The 16,971-nt window shown below is 56.7% G+C and carries 19 protein-coding genes and 1 tRNA gene; 8 read left to right on the top strand and 12 right to left on the bottom strand.

Annotation, left to right across the window (positions count from 1 at the left end):
• The first annotated feature begins 63 nt into the window (after window positions 1–63).
• From CLV88_RS13515 to CLV88_RS13525, 3 genes are all read left to right on the top strand, one after another.
• Window positions 64–849 (top strand): CHASE2 domain-containing protein, encoded by a 786-nt coding sequence (locus CLV88_RS13515; protein WP_106608934.1) that lies wholly within the window; start codon window positions 64–66, stop codon window positions 847–849.
• Window positions 850–984: 135 nt separating this feature from the next.
• Window positions 985–1,482 (top strand): hypothetical protein, encoded by a 498-nt coding sequence (locus CLV88_RS13520; RefSeq protein ID WP_133169966.1) that lies wholly within the window; start codon window positions 985–987, stop codon window positions 1,480–1,482.
• 41 nt (window positions 1,483–1,523) lie between these two features.
• Window positions 1,524–1,829 (top strand): hypothetical protein, encoded by a 306-nt coding sequence (locus CLV88_RS13525; protein ID WP_106608936.1) that lies wholly within the window; start codon window positions 1,524–1,526, stop codon window positions 1,827–1,829.
• A gap of 5 nt (window positions 1,830–1,834) precedes the next feature.
• Here the strand turns inward: CLV88_RS13525 and CLV88_RS13530 are convergent, their stop codons facing one another.
• On the bottom strand, window positions 1,835–2,695 hold the full coding sequence (locus CLV88_RS13530) for a LysR family transcriptional regulator (protein ID WP_106608937.1): 861 nt from the start codon (window positions 2,693–2,695) through the stop codon (window positions 1,835–1,837).
• A gap of 81 nt (window positions 2,696–2,776) precedes the next feature.
• On the opposite strand from CLV88_RS13530, the gene CLV88_RS13535 reads away from it, so the two are divergent.
• Both CLV88_RS13535 and CLV88_RS13540 read left to right on the top strand, forming a co-directional pair.
• The gene (locus tag CLV88_RS13535) at window positions 2,777–3,073 is read left to right on the top strand and encodes a YciI family protein (RefSeq protein ID WP_106608938.1); all 297 of its coding nucleotides are present in this window, start codon (window positions 2,777–2,779) and stop codon (window positions 3,071–3,073) included.
• Between the two features lie 114 nt (window positions 3,074–3,187).
• Entirely contained in the window at window positions 3,188–3,859 is a 672-nt protein-coding gene (locus CLV88_RS13540) for a hypothetical protein (protein ID WP_106608939.1), read from the top strand.
• On the opposite strand, the gene CLV88_RS13545 is transcribed toward CLV88_RS13540, so the two are convergent.
• From CLV88_RS13545 to mbfA, 6 genes are all read right to left on the bottom strand, one after another.
• Window positions 3,856–4,308 (bottom strand): YaiI/YqxD family protein, encoded by a 453-nt coding sequence (locus tag CLV88_RS13545; protein WP_106608940.1) that lies wholly within the window; start codon window positions 4,306–4,308, stop codon window positions 3,856–3,858. The two genes, CLV88_RS13540 and CLV88_RS13545, sit on opposite strands and share 4 nt — an antisense overlap.
• 163 nt (window positions 4,309–4,471) lie before the next feature.
• On the bottom strand, window positions 4,472–5,950 hold the full coding sequence (locus tag CLV88_RS13550; RefSeq protein WP_106608996.1) for a BCCT family transporter: 1,479 nt from the start codon (window positions 5,948–5,950) through the stop codon (window positions 4,472–4,474).
• Between the two features lie 138 nt (window positions 5,951–6,088).
• Window positions 6,089–7,525 carry a Si-specific NAD(P)(+) transhydrogenase gene (gene sthA, locus CLV88_RS13555; protein WP_106608941.1) on the bottom strand — a complete coding sequence of 479 codons (1,437 nt, stop codon included), beginning with the start codon at window positions 7,523–7,525 and terminating at the stop codon, window positions 6,089–6,091.
• A 24-nt stretch (window positions 7,526–7,549) separates the two neighbouring features.
• Window positions 7,550–8,383 (bottom strand): S-formylglutathione hydrolase, encoded by an 834-nt coding sequence (gene fghA / locus CLV88_RS13560; RefSeq protein WP_106608942.1) that lies wholly within the window; start codon window positions 8,381–8,383, stop codon window positions 7,550–7,552.
• A gap of 43 nt (window positions 8,384–8,426) precedes the next feature.
• A complete protein-coding gene (locus CLV88_RS13565; RefSeq protein WP_106608943.1) occupies window positions 8,427–9,356 on the bottom strand; it encodes an AEC family transporter in 930 nt (309 codons plus the stop codon).
• A gap of 89 nt (window positions 9,357–9,445) precedes the next feature.
• Complete coding sequence (gene mbfA / locus CLV88_RS13570; protein WP_106608944.1) at window positions 9,446–10,420, bottom strand: iron exporter MbfA; 975 nt, start codon at window positions 10,418–10,420, stop codon at window positions 9,446–9,448.
• Window positions 10,421–10,550: 130 nt separating this feature from the next.
• On the opposite strand from mbfA, the gene CLV88_RS13575 reads away from it, so the two are divergent.
• On the top strand, window positions 10,551–11,168 hold the full coding sequence (locus CLV88_RS13575) for a TetR/AcrR family transcriptional regulator (protein WP_106608945.1): 618 nt from the start codon (window positions 10,551–10,553) through the stop codon (window positions 11,166–11,168).
• Window positions 11,169–11,221: 53 nt separating this feature from the next.
• On the opposite strand, the gene CLV88_RS13580 is transcribed toward CLV88_RS13575, so the two are convergent.
• The 3 genes from CLV88_RS13580 to CLV88_RS13590 form a co-directional block, all read right to left on the bottom strand.
• A complete protein-coding gene (locus CLV88_RS13580; protein WP_106608946.1) occupies window positions 11,222–11,707 on the bottom strand; it encodes a DUF2244 domain-containing protein in 486 nt (161 codons plus the stop codon).
• Between the two features lie 2 nt (window positions 11,708–11,709).
• The gene (locus CLV88_RS13585) at window positions 11,710–12,345 is read right to left on the bottom strand and encodes a class I SAM-dependent DNA methyltransferase (protein ID WP_106608947.1); all 636 of its coding nucleotides are present in this window, start codon (window positions 12,343–12,345) and stop codon (window positions 11,710–11,712) included.
• A gap of 74 nt (window positions 12,346–12,419) precedes the next feature.
• Window positions 12,420–14,093, bottom strand: a complete 1,674-nt coding sequence (locus CLV88_RS13590) for a cytochrome c oxidase subunit I (RefSeq protein ID WP_106608948.1) — start codon at window positions 14,091–14,093, stop codon at window positions 12,420–12,422.
• Window positions 14,094–14,368: 275 nt separating this feature from the next.
• Here CLV88_RS13590 and CLV88_RS13595 point away from each other — a divergent pair, with 275 nt between their 5' ends.
• Window positions 14,369–15,202: an isocitrate lyase/PEP mutase family protein gene (locus CLV88_RS13595; protein ID WP_106608949.1), complete on the top strand. Its 834-nt coding sequence runs from the start codon at window positions 14,369–14,371 to the stop codon at window positions 15,200–15,202.
• A gap of 51 nt (window positions 15,203–15,253) precedes the next feature.
• Here the strand turns inward: CLV88_RS13595 and CLV88_RS13600 are convergent, their stop codons facing one another.
• Together CLV88_RS13600 and lipB are read right to left on the bottom strand one after the other, a co-directional pair.
• Window positions 15,254–15,682: a c-type cytochrome gene (locus CLV88_RS13600; RefSeq protein ID WP_106608950.1), complete on the bottom strand. Its 429-nt coding sequence runs from the start codon at window positions 15,680–15,682 to the stop codon at window positions 15,254–15,256.
• Between the two features lie 146 nt (window positions 15,683–15,828).
• The gene (lipB, locus tag CLV88_RS13605) at window positions 15,829–16,488 is read right to left on the bottom strand and encodes a lipoyl(octanoyl) transferase LipB (RefSeq protein ID WP_279338352.1); all 660 of its coding nucleotides are present in this window, start codon (window positions 16,486–16,488) and stop codon (window positions 15,829–15,831) included.
• Between the two features lie 178 nt (window positions 16,489–16,666).
• Here lipB and CLV88_RS13615 point away from each other — a divergent pair.
• A tRNA-Leu gene (locus CLV88_RS13615) sits at window positions 16,667–16,753 on the top strand.
• Window positions 16,754–16,971: the final 218 nt, after the last annotated feature.

Raw genomic sequence — 16,971 nt, forward strand, 5'->3', positions numbered from 1 at the left:
AAGAAAATGTTTCAAATTATCGTCCCTATTACGGATTGTTCAAAATGGATTTAGAATAGAATAATGCCTTCGATTGGTTCATTTGCAAGGCTTGCGTTATATCTGTGTATTTTGTGGTTGTTCGGCCTGCCGTTTATGCTGTTTGACTATGCTGGCGTGTCCAGTCGGGCGGGGGCGGATGTAGCGAACTATTTTTTTGCGCACCTTTACCCAGATTCTGAAAAGGATCGTACAGCAATACTGGAAGTCGATTCGGTGTTCCTGAAACGACGCCAGGCCCGGCCCGGTTGGCCGCCCACTTACGAAAACTGGGCGCTGATCATTAAGACCCTTGAACGTGATGGGCGACCTTCGGCAATCGCGCTGGATATCTTTTTTGAATATGTGCGTCCCGATGAAGGCTGGGAGTCGTTTTTGTCGACTTTGTGTGAGTTGGGCGGGACCGATTGCATAGATCCAAGCGGGGCAAGTCGGTATTGCAAGGACGGACCTCCATCCGCGGATGCAACGCATATCTTTATTTCAGCGACAAGGGTCGCGCAGTTCGAGGGGGAAAGCGCGCAGGCAGATCTGAGGCGGTTAGCACAGGAATGCGCGCATGTGGTGCAGGTTAGCATTACGGTTTCGGAGTCGTTTATTGGCAAGCGGCTTTATCCGCTGTCGGTTCAAGATACCAATGCGCGCGACGGCGAACTGCCCTCGATGGCGGTTGGTATCTATCAAAACCTCTGCGCAAACCGTTGGGCTGACTGGTTACCGCAAGATTGCGAGCGGACAATCGCCAAAATATCGCGGATCTCGAAAGCAGACGGTCAGATGGAGGTTTTCTGGGGCATCGGTGACCCATAGTTTGACTGGAAGAGACGCACTATCACCTGCGGTCTCAAAGTTTCGGAAATGCCTCAATCTCTTGAGGAGCCATCTGGCCTTTTTTCGCGACTTTGGCTTTGGGCCCACAACCCATGCTCTCACGCCGATGCAATTGTGCTGACTGATGCGCTGGACGGGCGCACGACCCTGCCGAAACTGGAAAACCGGATTGTGTTCATAAGCACGGCTCGGGACGAACTGCGGGATAGCTGGGATGTCGCGGGCGGCGTTTCCGTTCAAACGACTGGTACGTTTTTGCACCGCATGGCGTTGGACAATTTTTTGGCGCTTGGGCGTAGTTTCAAGACTGATCAGACGGATGTTTTTGGCTTCACATTCAATCCCGGATGGGGTGTTTTTCTCTTCTCTTACTTGTGTGGTGTATTCATGCTGATCGGTATGCGAGAGCCTAATGCCCCTCGCAACAGCTCTGAACTCAGGCGGTGGTTCGGCGAGCTCATAGGTTTAATTAAATTTTTTCCGTTCTATATTATATTTGTGTTCTTATCTTTTTGGGTTCTGGATTGGGGGTTTCTACAATGGGCGACATCTCTTTCTATAGGTTCCGTGGCTGGGGCCGTCAGTGCATTACGAGTTCGATTCTTGCAGTAGTTGCGTGGTCCGTTCCGCATACAGCGGAAGCTTGCGAATTAATGGACCGTGAGATCTATCTTTTTTCAAGTGCTGGCAATTATTACACCGCGCCTGATGGGAAGGCCGTAAAATCCTATCACGAAGGTGCGCTGGCGTATCGGGCATTTGTGGTCGATTGTCAGGGAATCTGGATCAAGGCGTTATTTACTGGCACGCAAAAGCACTATTGGATCAAGTCAGACACGGTGCATGCGTTTGAAGAATACACTGAGAGAAATTCCACTATCACTTTGGGCAATGAAAAAATTACTGGAGGCAGGGGGGGGCGCAATAATGAGGGTGTCACCGGGCGATCTAAGCAATAGGTCTTTTATCCCCATGGGCGACCACCAAGCCAGTCTTTGACTGCGCCGATGGAAGCGCGCGTGTCGTCGCGCGTATGGCTGAGGAGCCAAGCGTCGCGGGTGAGTAACGGCGCGTCTGTAAACGGGAGTAGTGAGAGCCGTGGGTCGTTGTCGGCGACACAGGTGGGCAGCAGTGCTGCACCAACACCGGCCGCGACAGCCTCGAGCGCGGTTTCTGCGTCGGCAACGCGTAAAGGGGCAATCGAGTCATTTGAGCGGGCGAGGGTGGTGGCGATCCATCGTGCCTGTGGCAGGCTGGAATGCGCGTCGTCATAGGTGATCCAGCGGGTTTGATTTGGCGGGGTGGTCGATGTGTAGGCCGCGAATGAGAGAGTGGCGAGTTTCTGCGCCTTGGTCGCCAATCCGCCGTCACTTGGCATGGCGAGGCGGATGGCGAGGTCAGCCTCGCGGCGGGTCAGGTCGAGGTTTGAGGCGCTGGGCAGGAGTTCGACGGTGAGTTCGGGGTGCTGGGCAAAGAGCGCCGGTAAGTGAGGCACCAGGAACCGGTTGGCGATCAGGGGCACCGCGCTTAGGCGGACCGTGCCCGAGATGCGCTGTGCGGTTTCACATACCTGTTCGAGGATCTGGTGGTGTTCATGCTCGATCGTTTCAGCGTGATCAATGATGGTGAGGCCGATGTCCGTTGCGACATAAGTGCCGGACTGGTCGCGCAGAAAGAGGGCCGCGCCAAGGGCGTGTTCCAACGCGCGCACACGGCGTGCGGCGGTAGTTTCATTGACCCCAAGCGCCCGTGCCGCCCGCGCCATGCGTCCGGTGCGGTGAAGGGCCAGTGCAAATTTCAGATCGTCCCAGTCAAAACCCTGCATTTTTGCAGTTTAGAGATGTGACCTTGCCGGATCAACGGGTGGTTTTGCCGTGCTATTCCTTGGTCGAAAGGGAGATCGGCCATGAAATTTATTGTTCTGTTCGAAGATGCAGCGAGTGCGCCGGGTGATGTGCGGCAGCGGTACATGCAAGCGCATCTGGCGTTTCTGGAGCGACATGTCGGAGTGATTGAGGCCGCTGGGCCGGTGGCGGATGTGGAGCACAAGGGGAGGGACGGTGTGTGGATCGTTGATGCGGAGAGTGTAGCGGCGGTTGAGAAGCTGGTGCATGAAGATCCGTTCTGGGAGACCGGGCTGCGGGCGTCGGTATCGATTTTGGCGTGGCGGCAGGTGTATGCCGGCGGCGAAAGGTTGATCTGAGCTCGCTGGCGCGGCGTTTGGCGGTCGGTCTTTCACATTGTGAGGGAATGGCTGGTATAGTTAATCAAATCTAAAGATTGGGCGCTTCACACTGGTCCGCCAAGGGAGTGTGTGATGGCGCAATTCGAGATTTGGTTGAAATCTGAACGGGGCATTGTGGATGAAACCGTGCGGTTCAGTATTCCGAACGGAGTTTGGGCGCGGTTGGCGCGGTTTCACGAGAATGCGCAGACATTGCGGGCGACGCGATTTGTAGGCGAGGGGATGGGCGGACAACTTTCGTTGACGCTTGGGGCGGATGGCCAAGTGTGGTCGCAGGGAGCTGCGCAGAATGAAGACGCGGCGGGTAATATGTTGCTCAAGTTGCGCCCGTTTATCTTGCAGCGTGAGGAGAGTTTCCTGCCAGCTGTTGCCAAAGAGCTGGGGCGCTATGCGACCCATCCAGCATTTCGGTGTCAAATCGGATTGATTTCAGACATGTTCGCCTTGCAAGGGATCGAATTTTTAGATCGGTTTGCCGCGATCGGTCGGCCCCCAATGGATGCAGCGTCTGTAATGAGGTGGCTGAACGGGTTCGAATATCATCGGGACGCCGAAAAGCGGCGCGCGGCGCTGGCGGATTTGGGGGTGTTTGCTGGGCAGGGTAACGGGTTGTCGGCGGTGTTGTTTTCGGTGGTCGAGATGGTGCGGGCAGTGCTGCATATGGGCGATCTGGTCGAGACAATCCGATTGCATGATGGTGGCACGCAACCGGTATTGGTCCCGGATCATTGGGGTGGGTGTTAAGCGCGCGCGGCGGCGCGCAGGGCGCGTTCCAGAGCATCGAGAAAACGCGAGCGATCTGCCTTGGTGAAACCTTTCCCGCCCCCCTGACGGAAGGGATCAGCGGAGCGCAGATCGGCCATCAAGTCACGAGTTGCGAGAACATTGCCGATATTGGCCTGTGTCAGCGCTTCGCCATTGTGTTTGAGCACTTGGGCTCCCGCCTCGACACATTTGGCGGCGAGGGGGATGTCGCCGGTGACAACCACGTCGCCCTTTGTTGCGCGGTCGGCAATCCACATGTCGGCCACATCCGGGCCTTCGGGGACGATGATATTTTCGACAAGTGGGTTTTGAGAGGGGCGCAGGCCGCCATTGGAGACGACGTACATTTTTACGCGGTGGCGGGTGGCCACGCGTTCGGCCTCGGATTTGACGGGGCATGCGTCTGCGTCGATGTAGAGGTTGGTCATGGGGGGCGTATAGTGGCTTTGTGGGGCGGATTGAAGGGGGTGTGGTTAAGGCGCGTGGTGACGTGGCACGGATCAGACCTTGCGGGTGGCCAGCCAGACCAGAAATCCGATGTAAAGGAAGACGACGATATTGAGAATGGTATCAAGTTGGCCATCGGTCATGTCAGGGCTCCTTTCTGAGGGCGCGCAGCAAGCAGATCACAAGGATGGGGACGATAAAGATAAAGGCGAGTGCCGAGACCGCGATGATCGAGCGCACCAAACCGACGTCATTGACGAACACCATCGCAAGGCCCAATGCGCCCAGCACGGCCCCCCAGAGGGTGCGAATGGCGGGGGATGGATTGTCGTCGCCGCCAGAGCCAATCATGGCAAGCGTGAAACCAGCGCTGACCACGCTGGTCACGACAAATAGAAACGCAGCCAGAACCGTTGCGATTTGTGTGACCGCGTTCAGCGAGAAGCCCTGCAAGAGCACAAATGTCGTGCCGTCGATATTGGTCTTGGCGGCGTCGAGCAGGGCCGCGTCGCCGCGCAGGGCGTTGAAGAACCCAACGCCGCCAAATACGCCAAACCAGAAGATCGAGAACAGGGTGGGTGCGATAATTACGCCCACGAGGAATTCTCGGATCGTGCGCCCACGAGAGATGCGGGCGATGAAGATGCCGACAAAGGGCGACCATGCCAGCCACCATATCATGTAATTCAGTGTCCAGTCCTGAAACCAGCCGACAACGTCCCGATCAAAGAACTCGGCGGTTGAGAACCCTGCAGGCAGGACATTGAACACGTAGCGGCCAAACCCTGAGACAATGGAATTCATGATATATGAGGTGGGGCCAAACAGCAGCAGGAACAGCATCAGGCCGATGGCGATCAGCATCGCGAAATTGGAGAGTTTGGACATGCCATCGCCAAGGTCACGACGCAGCGGGATAAAGAACGCGACACACATGGCGACAAAGACCGGGATAGTCAGAGATGACGGATCAGTAACACCGATAACGCCTGCGAGGCCGGATTGAATTTGAAAGACACCCATGGCGAGCGACCCGGCCAGCCCGACCGCGATTGCGACGATTGACAAGAGATCAAAGAGCCAAGCAAGGGCACGGGACCAACTTGCGTGTCCGTAGACATCGGTGAGCGGTGCGCTGAGCAAAAGGGTGCCGCCTCGGCGGAAGGCAAAATAAGCGATAACCAAACCGACAACGCCGTAAATAGCCCAAGCGTGAAATCCCCAGTTCAGGTAAGTCACGAACAAGGCAAACCCCGCCGCGGACGGGTCGCCCATATGTGTGCGCAGGACCGAAAAATGTGTGAGCGGTTCGGCGGCGCCATAAAACAACAGGCCGACACCCATACCGGCGGCAAAGAGCATGGCGATCCATGTGGGGGTAGAGAACTCGGGTTTGGCGTCATCTGGGCCAAGACGGATGGAGCCATAAGGCGAAGCGGCGAGGAAAATTGCGACAAACAACAGGCCGCTGGCGACCAGCATGATAAACCAGCCGCGACTGTCGAATTGTTTCGACACGATGGATGCGGCCAAGGTGCCAAGGCCCTGAGAATCGATCAAACCCCATGCGGCAATCGACCCGCTTATCAAGAGGGCAACGACGAGCAATGCGTTGAGTTTCATCAGTCGAGCCTTACCTTTGAGCGTGGAGACCGCGCCGTGTTTGGACGCTTGGCGCATTCAAGCATGATTGAGATAGGTTGCAAATGCAAAATGGCCGGGCTGCCACTTGTCGGTTTGGCAGGCCGAACCGAACCAAGCTCAGGATTTTTTCTTTTTGGCTGGCGCGATCTTATATTCTTCGGGGATGGGCATTCTGTTGAACGCGTCCAGCCCGGCAATGCGATAGGCCTCGGCCAAGGTGGGGTAGTTGAACGTGTTCTCAACAAAGTAATCCACCGTGCCCTTGAGGTTCATGACCGCTTGGCCAATGTGGATCAGTTCGGTCGCGCCTTCGCCAACGATTTGCACGCCCAGCACGCGGCGGGTTTTGAGGCTGAGCAGCATTTTCAACATGCCGTGCTCGATCCCCATGATATGCCCGCGAGAGGTTTCGCGGAAGCGGGCGATGCCAACTTCGTATGGAATGCCGCGCTCTTGCAGTTCTTCTTCGGACATGCCGCAGGTGGACATTTCCGGCACCGAGTAGATGCCGTAGGGGTACCAAGGGCTTTCTGGCAGGGTTGGGGTTTCGAGGGCGTGGCAGGCGGCGACGCGGCCCTGTTGCAGCGATGTGGACGCAAGGGACGGGTGCCCGATTACGTCGCCAGCGGCGTAGATGTGGGGGACGGCTGTCTGATAGGTTTTGCGGTCGACATCGAGGCGGCCGCGGTGATCTGTTTCCAGCCCTGCAGCCTCTAGGTTTAGCTTGTGCGTAGCGCCCATACGACCGGCTGCGAACAGCAGATTTTCGGCACGGATGTGGCGCCCGTTTTCAAGGCTGACTTCGATGTGATCGCCGCCATCCTCGATTTTTTCGATGGCCGAGCCAAGGCGCAGGTCGACGCCGTTGTCGCGGATTTGGTGCGTGAATTCCTGAATCAAGGTTGTGTCGATGAAATCAAGGAAGCTGTCGCGCGGCTCGATCAGGGTGATGCGCACATCAAGGGTGGAGAACATGGTGGCATATTCCACGCCAATCACGCCCGCACCCACCACGATCAGGGAACGTGGAATGCGGGCGAGTTCGAGAAACTCGTCACTGTCGACCACGGTGGTGCCGTTGAACGGCACGTAGTCGGGTCGATAGGTAACAGTGCCGGTAGAAATCAGGAATTTGCGCGCAGTGATCCTGGTGACTTCGCCTGCTTCGGTCGCAACCTCGACCTCGTTAGGACCAACAAATTTTGCCAGCCCGTTGAGCGTATCCACATGGTTACGGTTGAACTGGTGTTCGAGGTTGTCGACCTCGTGGTCCAGCGTCATGTGAAGACGGGTTTTGAGGTCTTCGGCGTGAATGTCATCTTTGACCCTGTAGGAGCGGCCATAGAAGCTGCGCTCGCGCCAGCCAGAGAGGTTAAGCACGGTTTCGCGCAGGGTTTTGGACGGGATTGTGCCGGTGTGCACCGATACCCCGCCCAACCGGTCGCGCCGGTCAATCACGAGGACGCGGCGTTTGAGTTTGCCGGCCTGAATGGCAGCGGATTTTCCTGAGGGGCCGCTGCCGATGATGACAAGGTCGTAATCGAAGTCGCTCATGATGTGGTCTTTGCCTACTTGAGATCAGTCTGCGTATAACGCTTCGGCGTGGAAGGCGACGTGGTCTTCCATAAAAGTCGAGACGAAGAAATAGCTGTGATCGTAGCCTTTTTGCAGGCGCAGGGTGGCCTGTTGGCGGCGTTCGGCAGCTGCGGCGGCGAGGGCCTCGGGGCGCAGCAGGTCGATGAACTGGTCATCGGTGCCGGTGTCCACGAGGATGGGGCCATCAAAGCCACGCTCGCGCATCAGGAGCGAGCTGTCATGCGCGGCCCATGTGCTTTCGTCATTGCCGAGATAGGCCGAGAACTGTTTGCGGCCCCAGTCAGTTGCAGTGGGGTTAGTGATCGGCGCAAAGGCCGAGACCGAGCGATAGCGTCCGGGTAGAGACATGGCCAATGTCAGCGCCCCGTGCCCGCCCATGGAATGGCCGGTGATCGACTGACGGGTCATATCAAGCGGGAACCGTTCCTGAAGCAGCGAAGGGAGATCCTCGGCGATGTAGTCCCACATCTGGTAATGTGGTGCCCATGGTTTCTGGGTTGCGTTAAGGTAGAACCCGGCGCCTTTGCCAAGGTCATAGGCGTCGTCATCCGCCACTTTTTCACCACGCGGGGACGTGTCGGGAAAGACAACAGCGATACCCTGTTCTGCCGCCCACGCCTGAGCCCCGGCTTTGACCATAGCATTTTCGTGGGTGCAGGTCAGACCGGAGAGATACCAGAGTAGGGGCACCGGGCCGTCCCGCGCTTCTTCTGGGAGGAAGAGACCAAAGGTCATTTCGCAGCGTGTGGTTTGTGAGAGGTGATTATACACCCCCTGAACGCCGCCAAAGGCGCGGTTTTCGGACATCGTTTCCATGGGGTCTTCCTTATGCGTTGTTCGCGCGATTTTTGACACGATGTCAGAGTTGCGCGACCCATGCAACGACGAGAGAGACGGTTGCAACGCTGAAAATGGTGGAAAACAGAATGGCAGCCGAGGCACGATGTGGCGCGACACCGTAATGTTGTGCAAGGATATAGACGTTGCCCGCCACGGGCAGTGAGGCCGCTGCAATCACCACACCTGCCGAATAGGTGTCGATCGGAAAGAGCCAGATCACGCCGATTGTGACAAAGATCGGGTGAATGACCAGTTTGCAGGACGACAGCCAGAGCGCGATATGTACGCGCTCGGCGGATTTGGATGCGAGCGAGGCGCCTATGGCAAACAGCGCGCCGGGCGTAGCCGCGCCGCCCAGAATGGCAAGAAATTCGTTCATCGGGCCCGGTATGGGTATTTCCAGAGCCGACCAGATAAGCCCTGCGCTGATGGCGACAATCATGGGATTCTTGAGCAAGCCCATCCCAACGGTGCGCAGGACCGCCAGCGACATACGCCCGTCGCGCGCGCCTGTGATCAGAATGACAATCAGGCTCGAAAAGACGATCAAATCAACAGCGAGAACGAGTATGACGGGACCAACGGCTTGTTCACCCAGTAGCAGGGCCAACATGGGAATGCCGAGGAATCCGACATTGCCGATGACGGCGCACTGGGCCTCAATAGCGGCGGTGGGCACATCAAGGCCGCGCAAGAAGGCGATGGCGGTGGCGATGCCATAAACTACACCCGTGCCCCAGAGGTAGCCGCCGACCAGTCGCCAGTTGAGGACTTCGGCAAAGCTGAGATTGGCGGCAAAGCGGAACAACATAGCCGACAAGGCAAAGTAGAAGACAAATTTGGTGAGGTAGGCCGTTGCCTCTTCGGAGAAAAAACGGGTGCGCCCGGCCCAGTAGCCAAGGCCAATCAGGGCGAAGAACGGTACTGTTTTCAGGAAGATGGCCAGCATGAAAGATTGGTAGCAGGTCTGGTTGACACGTCAATCCCGACGCGCCCCCAGCGCGCTTAAGACTTTGGTCTTGGGGGTAATGTCGTTTGCTAGCCTGACCCTATCAAAGCGCCTGCGGCAAAGACCAGTGCACCGCCCAAGACGACCTGAAATGTGGCCCGCAGGAACGGGGTTTGCATGAAGCGGTTTTGTATCCAGACAATGGCCCAAAGTTCGACAAAGACAACGATCAGGGCAACAATCGTGGCGGTCCAGAAATCGGTGATCAGATAGGGCAGGGCGTGTCCCAGCCCGCCGAGAGTTGTCATGATACCGGAGGCAAAGCCGCGCTTGACCGGGCTACCGCGTCCAGAGAGTTCACCGTCATCGGAGGCCGCTTCGGTAAAGCCCATGGAAATGCCCGCCCCAACGGAAGCAGCGAGGCCCACGAGGAATGTGGTCCAGGTGTCTTGCGTGGCAAAGGCGGTAGCAAAAATGGGCGCGAGGGTCGAGACGGATCCATCCATCAGACCGGCTAGGCCGGGTTGTACCCATGTCAGGATAAACTGACGCTTGGCGGTGGCATCCTCGTCCGAGAGTGCGTCGCCGTCCAGATACTGTTTTTCAAGGTCACGGGCCGTGTTTTGATGCCCCGCCTCGGCGGCGGCCAGATCTCCGAGAAGTTTGCGTGTGTCAGCGTCGGTCGAGCGTTTTGCAGCAGCAAAATAAAACCGTTCTGCGTCGCGCTCCATGGCTTCGGCCTCGGCGCGGATGCGCCCAATGCCGAGATTGCCGACCAGCCAGACCGGGCGGCGCGCATAGTAACCAGCAACGTGTTCGCGACGGATCAAAGGGATAATCTCGCCAAAGCGCTGGACATGCAGGTCAATGAGGCGTTGGCGGTGCGCGTCTTCCTCCTCAGCCATGCCATCAAAAGTGGCGGCCGTGGCGGGATAGTCGGCGCGTAGCATCTCAGCGTAGCTGCGATAGATCCGGGCATCATCCTCTTCGGAGGAGATGGCAAGTGCGATCACCTCTTGTTCAGACAAGTCGCGGAATTGTTTGCGATGGGTCAGAAAGCGCATTGAATCGTTCCGATTGCGGTATGTGGGCAGGCTAGTACCGGCTTAAGTGATTGGCAACACGATCAGTCGGGTGCTTGCTGGAACTGAACTGTTCGGTCTATATATTGATCCTCACTGCTCAGGATACCTCATGAACGAATCGTCGCCCATCATAAGAAAGGGACGCAAATTCGACCAAGTGTTGGAAAGCGCGCGGGAGTTGTTTCTGCAACATGGATTTGAAGGTATTGGGGTCGATGAGATTGCGCGCAAAGCAGGTGTGTCCAAGGCGACGCTGTATGCCTATTTTCCAGACAAGCGGCATCTTTTCATGGAGGTCGCGCGTCTGGAGTGCATTCGACAGGCCGACCATTTGGAGGCGCAGGTTGATCGTGAGAAATCTGTACCCGAAGTGTTGCGGGTGGTCGGCAAGGGGTTCATGGAGATCATCCTGTCGGATTTTGGGCGCAACATGTTCCGTGTTGTGGTCGCAGAAGGACACAAATTTCCCGAGTTAGGGCAGCAGTTTTACGAAAGCGGTCCGGCTGTGATGCGGGCCGGGATGGTTGAGTTTCTTGAATGCAGTGTGGAACGCGGAGAGCTGGTGATCGACGATGTAGAGCTGGCTGCGGATCAGTTCCCCGAACTGTGCAAAGCCGGAGTTTTCCTGCGTTTGGTGACAGGCATTCAAACCGAGTTTAGCGAAGAAGAGATTGACCGCACGGTTGAAGGTGCGATCGAGACCTTTATGGCGCGGTTTGGGGCCTAGTTTCGGATTTAATGTCATCACGTATGCTCCTTCGCCCTGGCGGGCGGCCTCGTTTAAGGCGTGGTGTGAGACTTCAGGAAATCGGTAAGTTCGCCGTAGAGAGATTTGCGTTCGTCTTCGGATAGGAAGCTACCGATTTCAACTGTGCGGCCGTTGCCGGACAAAGTGACGTAATGCGGCACCGGGCCGCCGGTGACATGCATCTCGACGCGGGCCCAGTAGATATTGCACTCCCATGTCTTGGGATCGCCTTTTGGCGGGCGGTGGCGAAGGGTGAGTATATCGTCGGAAAGCGACAATTCCTCAAGTATGTCACCATCCCGGTAGGAACGTTCCAGCCCCCACCAAAGGCCGCCGACGACAATTAGGATGAAGGGCAGGATACCCCAGAGCAAGACCGTGCCCAGTAGACCGTAGAGCGGGATTGTGCCCAGCGTGAATGCCATCAGCACCATTGCGGCAAAGCCTCGGCGAGGTAAGGAGCGGTGCGGCCAGAGGGTTAGGACCGTCGCGGTCTGAGGCGTCCAGTGGTGCGGCATGATCAGGGAGCGGTCCTTTTGTTTCGGGCGAGGAGGACGGTGCGACCCAGCACATCCTGGTCGTTGGGTGTGATCGTTACGGATTCAAAGCCCGCCCGGATGAGGATGTCTGTGTATTCAGTATGCGATAGGCTCGCGTGATAGACGGTTTCGCCATTCACGGTACCAGTGGCTAGCCCGTGGTCACGGCCAATGGTCAAAAGGAGTGTGCCCGCGTCGCGGACCCTGGATGCGATGGCAGGAAGGGCGGCTCGCTGCTCTGTGGGGCTGAGGTGAAAGAATCCATCCCAGCTGAGGACCGCGTCGAATTGTTCGGTCAATGTAATCACGCACATGTCCATGAGGTGCCATGTTGCCAATGGAAAGCGGGTGCGGGCCAGCGCGATCATTTGAGTGCTTTGATCAAGGCCGGTGAGGCGGTGGCCTTGGTTCAGAATATATGCGGCTAAAGGACGACCTGTTCCGCACCCTAAATCGAGCACATCGCATTGCTGGGGCAGGTCGCTAAACATGCGGTCAAGCCAGATGTTTTCACCATTTAGATTGGCGCGCCGCGCATCCCATGCTGCCGCCTGACGGTCATAGACATCGGCGGTTTGTGCCTTGATCTGTTCAAAGTCTGGGCTGTCGGCAGACATGGTATGACCCGATGAGGCAAACAAAAAAGGGACCCCGCATTGGGGCCCCTTTTGGATTTTGTGAAAAGCCCTGCTTAGTGTGAGTGGCCTTTGTCCCAGTCTTCCTGCTTGGGCAGGATTTCAAAGGTGTGCTCTGGCGGTGGGCATGGAAGTGTCCATTCCAGCGTATCCGCATATTCGTTCCAATAGTTGTTTTCGGTGATGCGCGCGCCACGGAAGAGGGCGTAGAACACGATGCCGAAGAACAGCAGGAAGGACGCGAAGGAGAGCAGCGCACCGTAGGAGCTGATCTTGTTGTAGTATGCAAATGCCTCGGGGTAGTCGATATAACGACGTGGCATGCCCTGACGACCCAAGAAGTGCTGAGGGAAGAAGGTCACGTTCACGCCGATAAAGAACATCCAAAAGTGCACTTTGGCCCAGAACTCGGAATACTGGCGCCCGGTCATCTTGCCAAAGTAAAAGTAGACCCCGGCAAAGATGGTAAAGGCCGCCCCCATCGACATGGTGTAGTGGAAGTGCGCGACGACGTAATATGTATCGTGATATGCACGGTCCACACCCGCCTGAGACAGTACGATGCCAGTTACACCACCAACGGTAAACAGGATCAGGAAACCCAGAGCAAAGAGCATTGGTGCTTTGAATTCAACTGAACCGCCCCACATGGTGGCAATCCAAGAGAAGATCTTGACCCCGGTTGGAACCGCAATGACCATCGTGGCCAGCATGAAATAGGATTGCTGAGTCAGCGACATACCAACCGTGTACATGTGGTGCGCCCAAACAACGAAGCCCAGTGCACCAATCGCGATGATCGCCCAGACCATTGGCAGATAGCCAAAGACGGGTTTGCGCGAGAATGTTGCGAACACGTGGCTGACAAGGCCAAAGCCGGGCAGGACCACGATGTACACTTCGGGGTGACCGAAGAACCAGAGGATGTGCTGATACAGGATCGGGTCGCCACCGCCGGCAGGATCAAAGAAAGTCGTGCCAAAGTTACGGTCGGTCAACAGCATAGTGATGGCGCCGGCCAGAACGGGAAGTGCCAGAAGGATCAGCCATGCGGTGACAAAGATCGACCATGCAAAAAGAGGTACCTTGAACAGCGTCATGCCGGGGGCACGCATGTTCAGGAAGGTGGTGATCATGTTGATGGCGCCAAGGATTGATGAGGCACCCGAAACGTGCACCGCGAAAATGGCGAGGTCCATAGACATGCCGCCTTCGCTGGTGGACAGCGGTGGGTAGAGTACCCAACCAACACCAGAGCCGAGCTGGTCATTGCCGCCTGGGCTGAGCATCGAGGCCACACCCAAGGTTGTGCCCGCAACATAAAGCCAGAAGGAAAGGTTGTTCATGCGCGGGAACGCCATATCCGGCGCGCCGATTTGCAAAGGCATGAAATAGTTGCCGAAACCGCCGAACAAAGCCGGAATCACCACGAAGAACATCATCAGAACGCCGTGGTAGGTGATCAGAACGTTCCAAAGGTGCCCATTGGGGGTACACGGGCCTTCGCCGCCGCCCAAGAAGCGGGCGCCTTCGAGGCACATGTACTGAACGCCGGGATCCATGAGCTCCAGGCGCATCAAAACGGTAAAGAATACTGCGATCAGACCGGCAAACGCCGAGACGATCAGGTAAAGCAGACCAATGTCTTTGTGGTTGGTCGACATGAACCAACGGGTAAAGAATCCGCGGTCGTCATGGTGGTCGTGGCCTTGAATGGCTGCGTCTGCCATGCCTTGCCTCCTGTTGAAGTGTTAATTGAGCGCACGAGTCTCCCCGTTCACCGCAAGTTCGCGACCGTTTTAAAGAGGTCGGGGGACGGCGGCAATGTCCGTCTTTGACGCAGATCAAGAAAAAGTGCCGCAGTGTGACCATCGCATAAGGCCGAGTAGGGTCATTTTCGGGGATACAGGGGTAGTTTTGACGATTGACACGTCAAATTGCGCCGGAATTTGTTCGTCATTTGTTCCAATTTCTGTGAGAATTGGGCGACTCGAAGGGGGCGAACATGAATCACTTGGTGAAATTCGAATCATTCAAGGCTCTGCACGCTGCGCCGGACATCTTTGTGATGCCCAATCCGTGGGATGCAGGAACGGCGCGGCTTTTGACCAGTTTGGGCTTTCCAGCGTTGGCGACGACCAGCGCCGGATTTGCGTTTGCTGAGGGGCGGCGGGATGCATGTGCTGCGCTCAGCCGGGATGAGGTTATTCAAAACGCCGCCGCGATTGTCGCCGCGACAGAGTTGCCGGTGTCTGCGGATTTGGAGGATGGGTTTGGCATGGCGCCTGAAGCCTGTGCCGAGACGATACGCGCCGCCATTGAAGTCGGGCTTGTTGGCGGGTCCATTGAGGATGCGACCGGAGACAACCGAGCGCCGATAATTGACATTGGCCTGTCGGCAGAGCGCATTTGCGCTGCGGCAGAGGCTGCAAAAGGGCGGGGGTTTTTGCTGACGGCGCGGGCCGAGAACCACCTGTGGGGGCGGGACGATCTGCTTGATACGATCCGCCGGTTGCAAAAGTTCTCGGAAGCAGGTGCTGACGTACTTTACGCACCGGGCCTACCCGATCTAGGGGCGATCTCTACGGTGTGCCGCGAAGTTGATAAGCCAGTGAACGTTGTGATGGGGCTGCGTCCGCCGTTGTATTCGGTGTCTGAATTGGCCGAAGTGGGCGTGAAGCGAGTAAGCGTGGGCGGATCGTTTGCGCGCGCGGCGTTTGGCGCCGTGCGACGCGCGGCGATGGAGGTTCTGGACAGTGGCAGTTTCACCTATGCCGAGGATGCGATGCCGGGCGCTGAAATTGCCGCGTTGATGTCAGGCAAAAGCGGGCGAAACTAAGCAGAGCTGCTTGCGCCGCTAAAAATTTGGCGCAAGCGAACTGTGGAGAGGTTATTCCGAGGCGGCCGCGTCAGCGGCAGGTGCGACGGATGCCAGATAGGCCGCAACGTCCTCGCCGCCCTTTTTTAGCTTGTAAGTCATTTTGGACTTACTGTCGAAACCGTTGTCTCCCAACCACTTTTTGGGGTCTTTGGTGTATTCGACCAGCGTTTCTTCGGTCCAGACGAACCCAGCGTCTTTGGCACCCAGAAGGCCAGAGCCATATTTGAAGTCAATTGAGCCCGCGACACGACCAATGACGCCGTATAAGTTTGGGCCGGTGCGACCACCTTTAAAGATGACTTCACCTTCGGGTGACGTGATGGTGTGGCACGCCTTGCATTTCTTGAAGGCGCTTTCGCCCTTTTCGACGTCACCTTCGGCGAATGCCGTCGTAGTAAGGGATACGGTTGCGATGGCCGATGCAATCATCAATTTCATAGTTGTTGCCTCTTTGGTCGTGTTTGCTACGCGTCTGGGCGCAGCTTTTCGTAAAGCCGGGAGATTTACAATGTGCGAATCCGCGCGGGTACGGCATTGTGATTGCGGTTGTCGTGCTAGGGACGAACGGCGGTTTTTTTGCGGCTTTAGTCGCCAAAGGTTTGATCGAAGGCGTGTCTCAAAGCGACGTCCAAATCATCCATCGTTACGGGCAGGCCAAGATCGACAAGCGATGTTACCCCGTGTTCGGTAATGCCGCAGGGCACGATTCCGGAAAAGTGCTCCAGATCGGGTTCTACGTTAATCGAAATGCCGTGAAAACTTACCCATTTGCGCAGACGGATGCCGATTGCAGCAATCTTGTCTTCTGGCTTTTGTCCGGAAACAGTGAGCGGCTTGTCATCGCGTGTGACCCAAACGCCGACGCGTCCTTCGCGAATCTCTCCGGATACAGAAAATTCAGCTAGGGTCGCAATCACCCATTCCTCGAGGTTTTTGACAAACACGCGCACGTCGCGCCCCCGTTTATTGAGATCGAGCATTACATATGCGACGCGTTGGCCGGGGCCATGATAGGTGTATTGCCCGCCGCGTTTTGACGCATATACCGGAAAGCGGTCAGGGTCTGTCAGGTCTTGGGAACGTGCCGATGTCCCGGCGGTGTAAAGCGGGGGATGCTCTATCAGCCATATGCATTCGTCAGCCTCGCCCGCTGCGACGGCCGCCGCACGAGTTTCCATGAACGCGACAGCAGTATCATAGTCGGTTAGCCCGTCGGAAATGATCCATTCTACCATGGTCGCGATCCTTGAATGCCTTGTTTCAGCGCCGGGACCCTATAGGCGGGGCAAGGGTATTGTCCAGTGGTGCACGCGGGCGACAAGTGTGCGGGAAGTGTCCGCGCAAAAGTTGCGCAAGATGATGTTTTTGCCTCTTCACATCAGCGTCACCCTCGTCTATACGCCCCTCACCAATCATGGCAGTGCGGCCGTGGCGGAATTGGTAGACGCGCAGCGTTGAGGTCGCTGTGGGGTAACACCCGTGGAAGTTCGAGTCTTCTCGGCCGCACCAAATTATCATTGATAATATTGAATGAAATTGCATTTGGGTTTTTGAGCCCCCCTGCTAATCCCCCAAGCCTTAAATTAGTTTGCACGCGTAGTTTGTTCTGAAAAACGACATTCCGCAGGCTTTCTCGTTGGTGTTTATGCCCTTGTTTGCGCACTCGGTCTAACATCGGATTCGGAGTCTCAACTACGTGCTCAACAAACGCATCTTGTTTCTTTTCA

It is taken from the genome of Shimia abyssi (assembly GCF_003014475.1).
In the GTDB taxonomy this organism is placed as follows: domain Bacteria; phylum Pseudomonadota; class Alphaproteobacteria; order Rhodobacterales; family Rhodobacteraceae; genus Shimia; species Shimia abyssi.

Coding starts and splice junctions, on each gene's coding strand:
- CLV88_RS13545 (WP_106608940.1), bottom strand. CDS start 4,308: ATGACCAACCTCTACATCGACGCAGACGCATGCCCCGTCAAATCCGAG.
- CLV88_RS13580 (WP_106608946.1), bottom strand. CDS start 11,707: ATGCCGCACCACTGGACGCCTCAGACCGCGACGGTCCTAACCCTCTGG.
- CLV88_RS13535 (WP_106608938.1), top strand. CDS start 2,777: ATGAAATTTATTGTTCTGTTCGAAGATGCAGCGAGTGCGCCGGGTGAT.
- CLV88_RS13575 (WP_106608945.1), top strand. CDS start 10,551: ATGAACGAATCGTCGCCCATCATAAGAAAGGGACGCAAATTCGACCAA.
- CLV88_RS13530 (WP_106608937.1), bottom strand. CDS start 2,695: ATGCAGGGTTTTGACTGGGACGATCTGAAATTTGCACTGGCCCTTCAC.
- CLV88_RS13595 (WP_106608949.1), top strand. CDS start 14,369: ATGAATCACTTGGTGAAATTCGAATCATTCAAGGCTCTGCACGCTGCG.
- sthA (WP_106608941.1), bottom strand. CDS start 7,525: ATGAGCGACTTCGATTACGACCTTGTCATCATCGGCAGCGGCCCCTCA.
- CLV88_RS13540 (WP_106608939.1), top strand. CDS start 3,188: ATGGCGCAATTCGAGATTTGGTTGAAATCTGAACGGGGCATTGTGGAT.
- CLV88_RS13525 (WP_106608936.1), top strand. CDS start 1,524: ATGGACCGTGAGATCTATCTTTTTTCAAGTGCTGGCAATTATTACACC.
- CLV88_RS13565 (WP_106608943.1), bottom strand. CDS start 9,356: ATGCTGGCCATCTTCCTGAAAACAGTACCGTTCTTCGCCCTGATTGGC.
- mbfA (WP_106608944.1), bottom strand. CDS start 10,420: ATGCGCTTTCTGACCCATCGCAAACAATTCCGCGACTTGTCTGAACAA.
- CLV88_RS13550 (WP_106608996.1), bottom strand. CDS start 5,950: ATGAAACTCAACGCATTGCTCGTCGTTGCCCTCTTGATAAGCGGGTCG.
- CLV88_RS13590 (WP_106608948.1), bottom strand. CDS start 14,093: ATGGCAGACGCAGCCATTCAAGGCCACGACCACCATGACGACCGCGGA.
- CLV88_RS13600 (WP_106608950.1), bottom strand. CDS start 15,682: ATGAAATTGATGATTGCATCGGCCATCGCAACCGTATCCCTTACTACG.
- fghA (WP_106608942.1), bottom strand. CDS start 8,383: ATGGAAACGATGTCCGAAAACCGCGCCTTTGGCGGCGTTCAGGGGGTG.
- CLV88_RS13515 (WP_106608934.1), top strand. CDS start 64: ATGCCTTCGATTGGTTCATTTGCAAGGCTTGCGTTATATCTGTGTATT.
- CLV88_RS13585 (WP_106608947.1), bottom strand. CDS start 12,345: ATGTCTGCCGACAGCCCAGACTTTGAACAGATCAAGGCACAAACCGCC.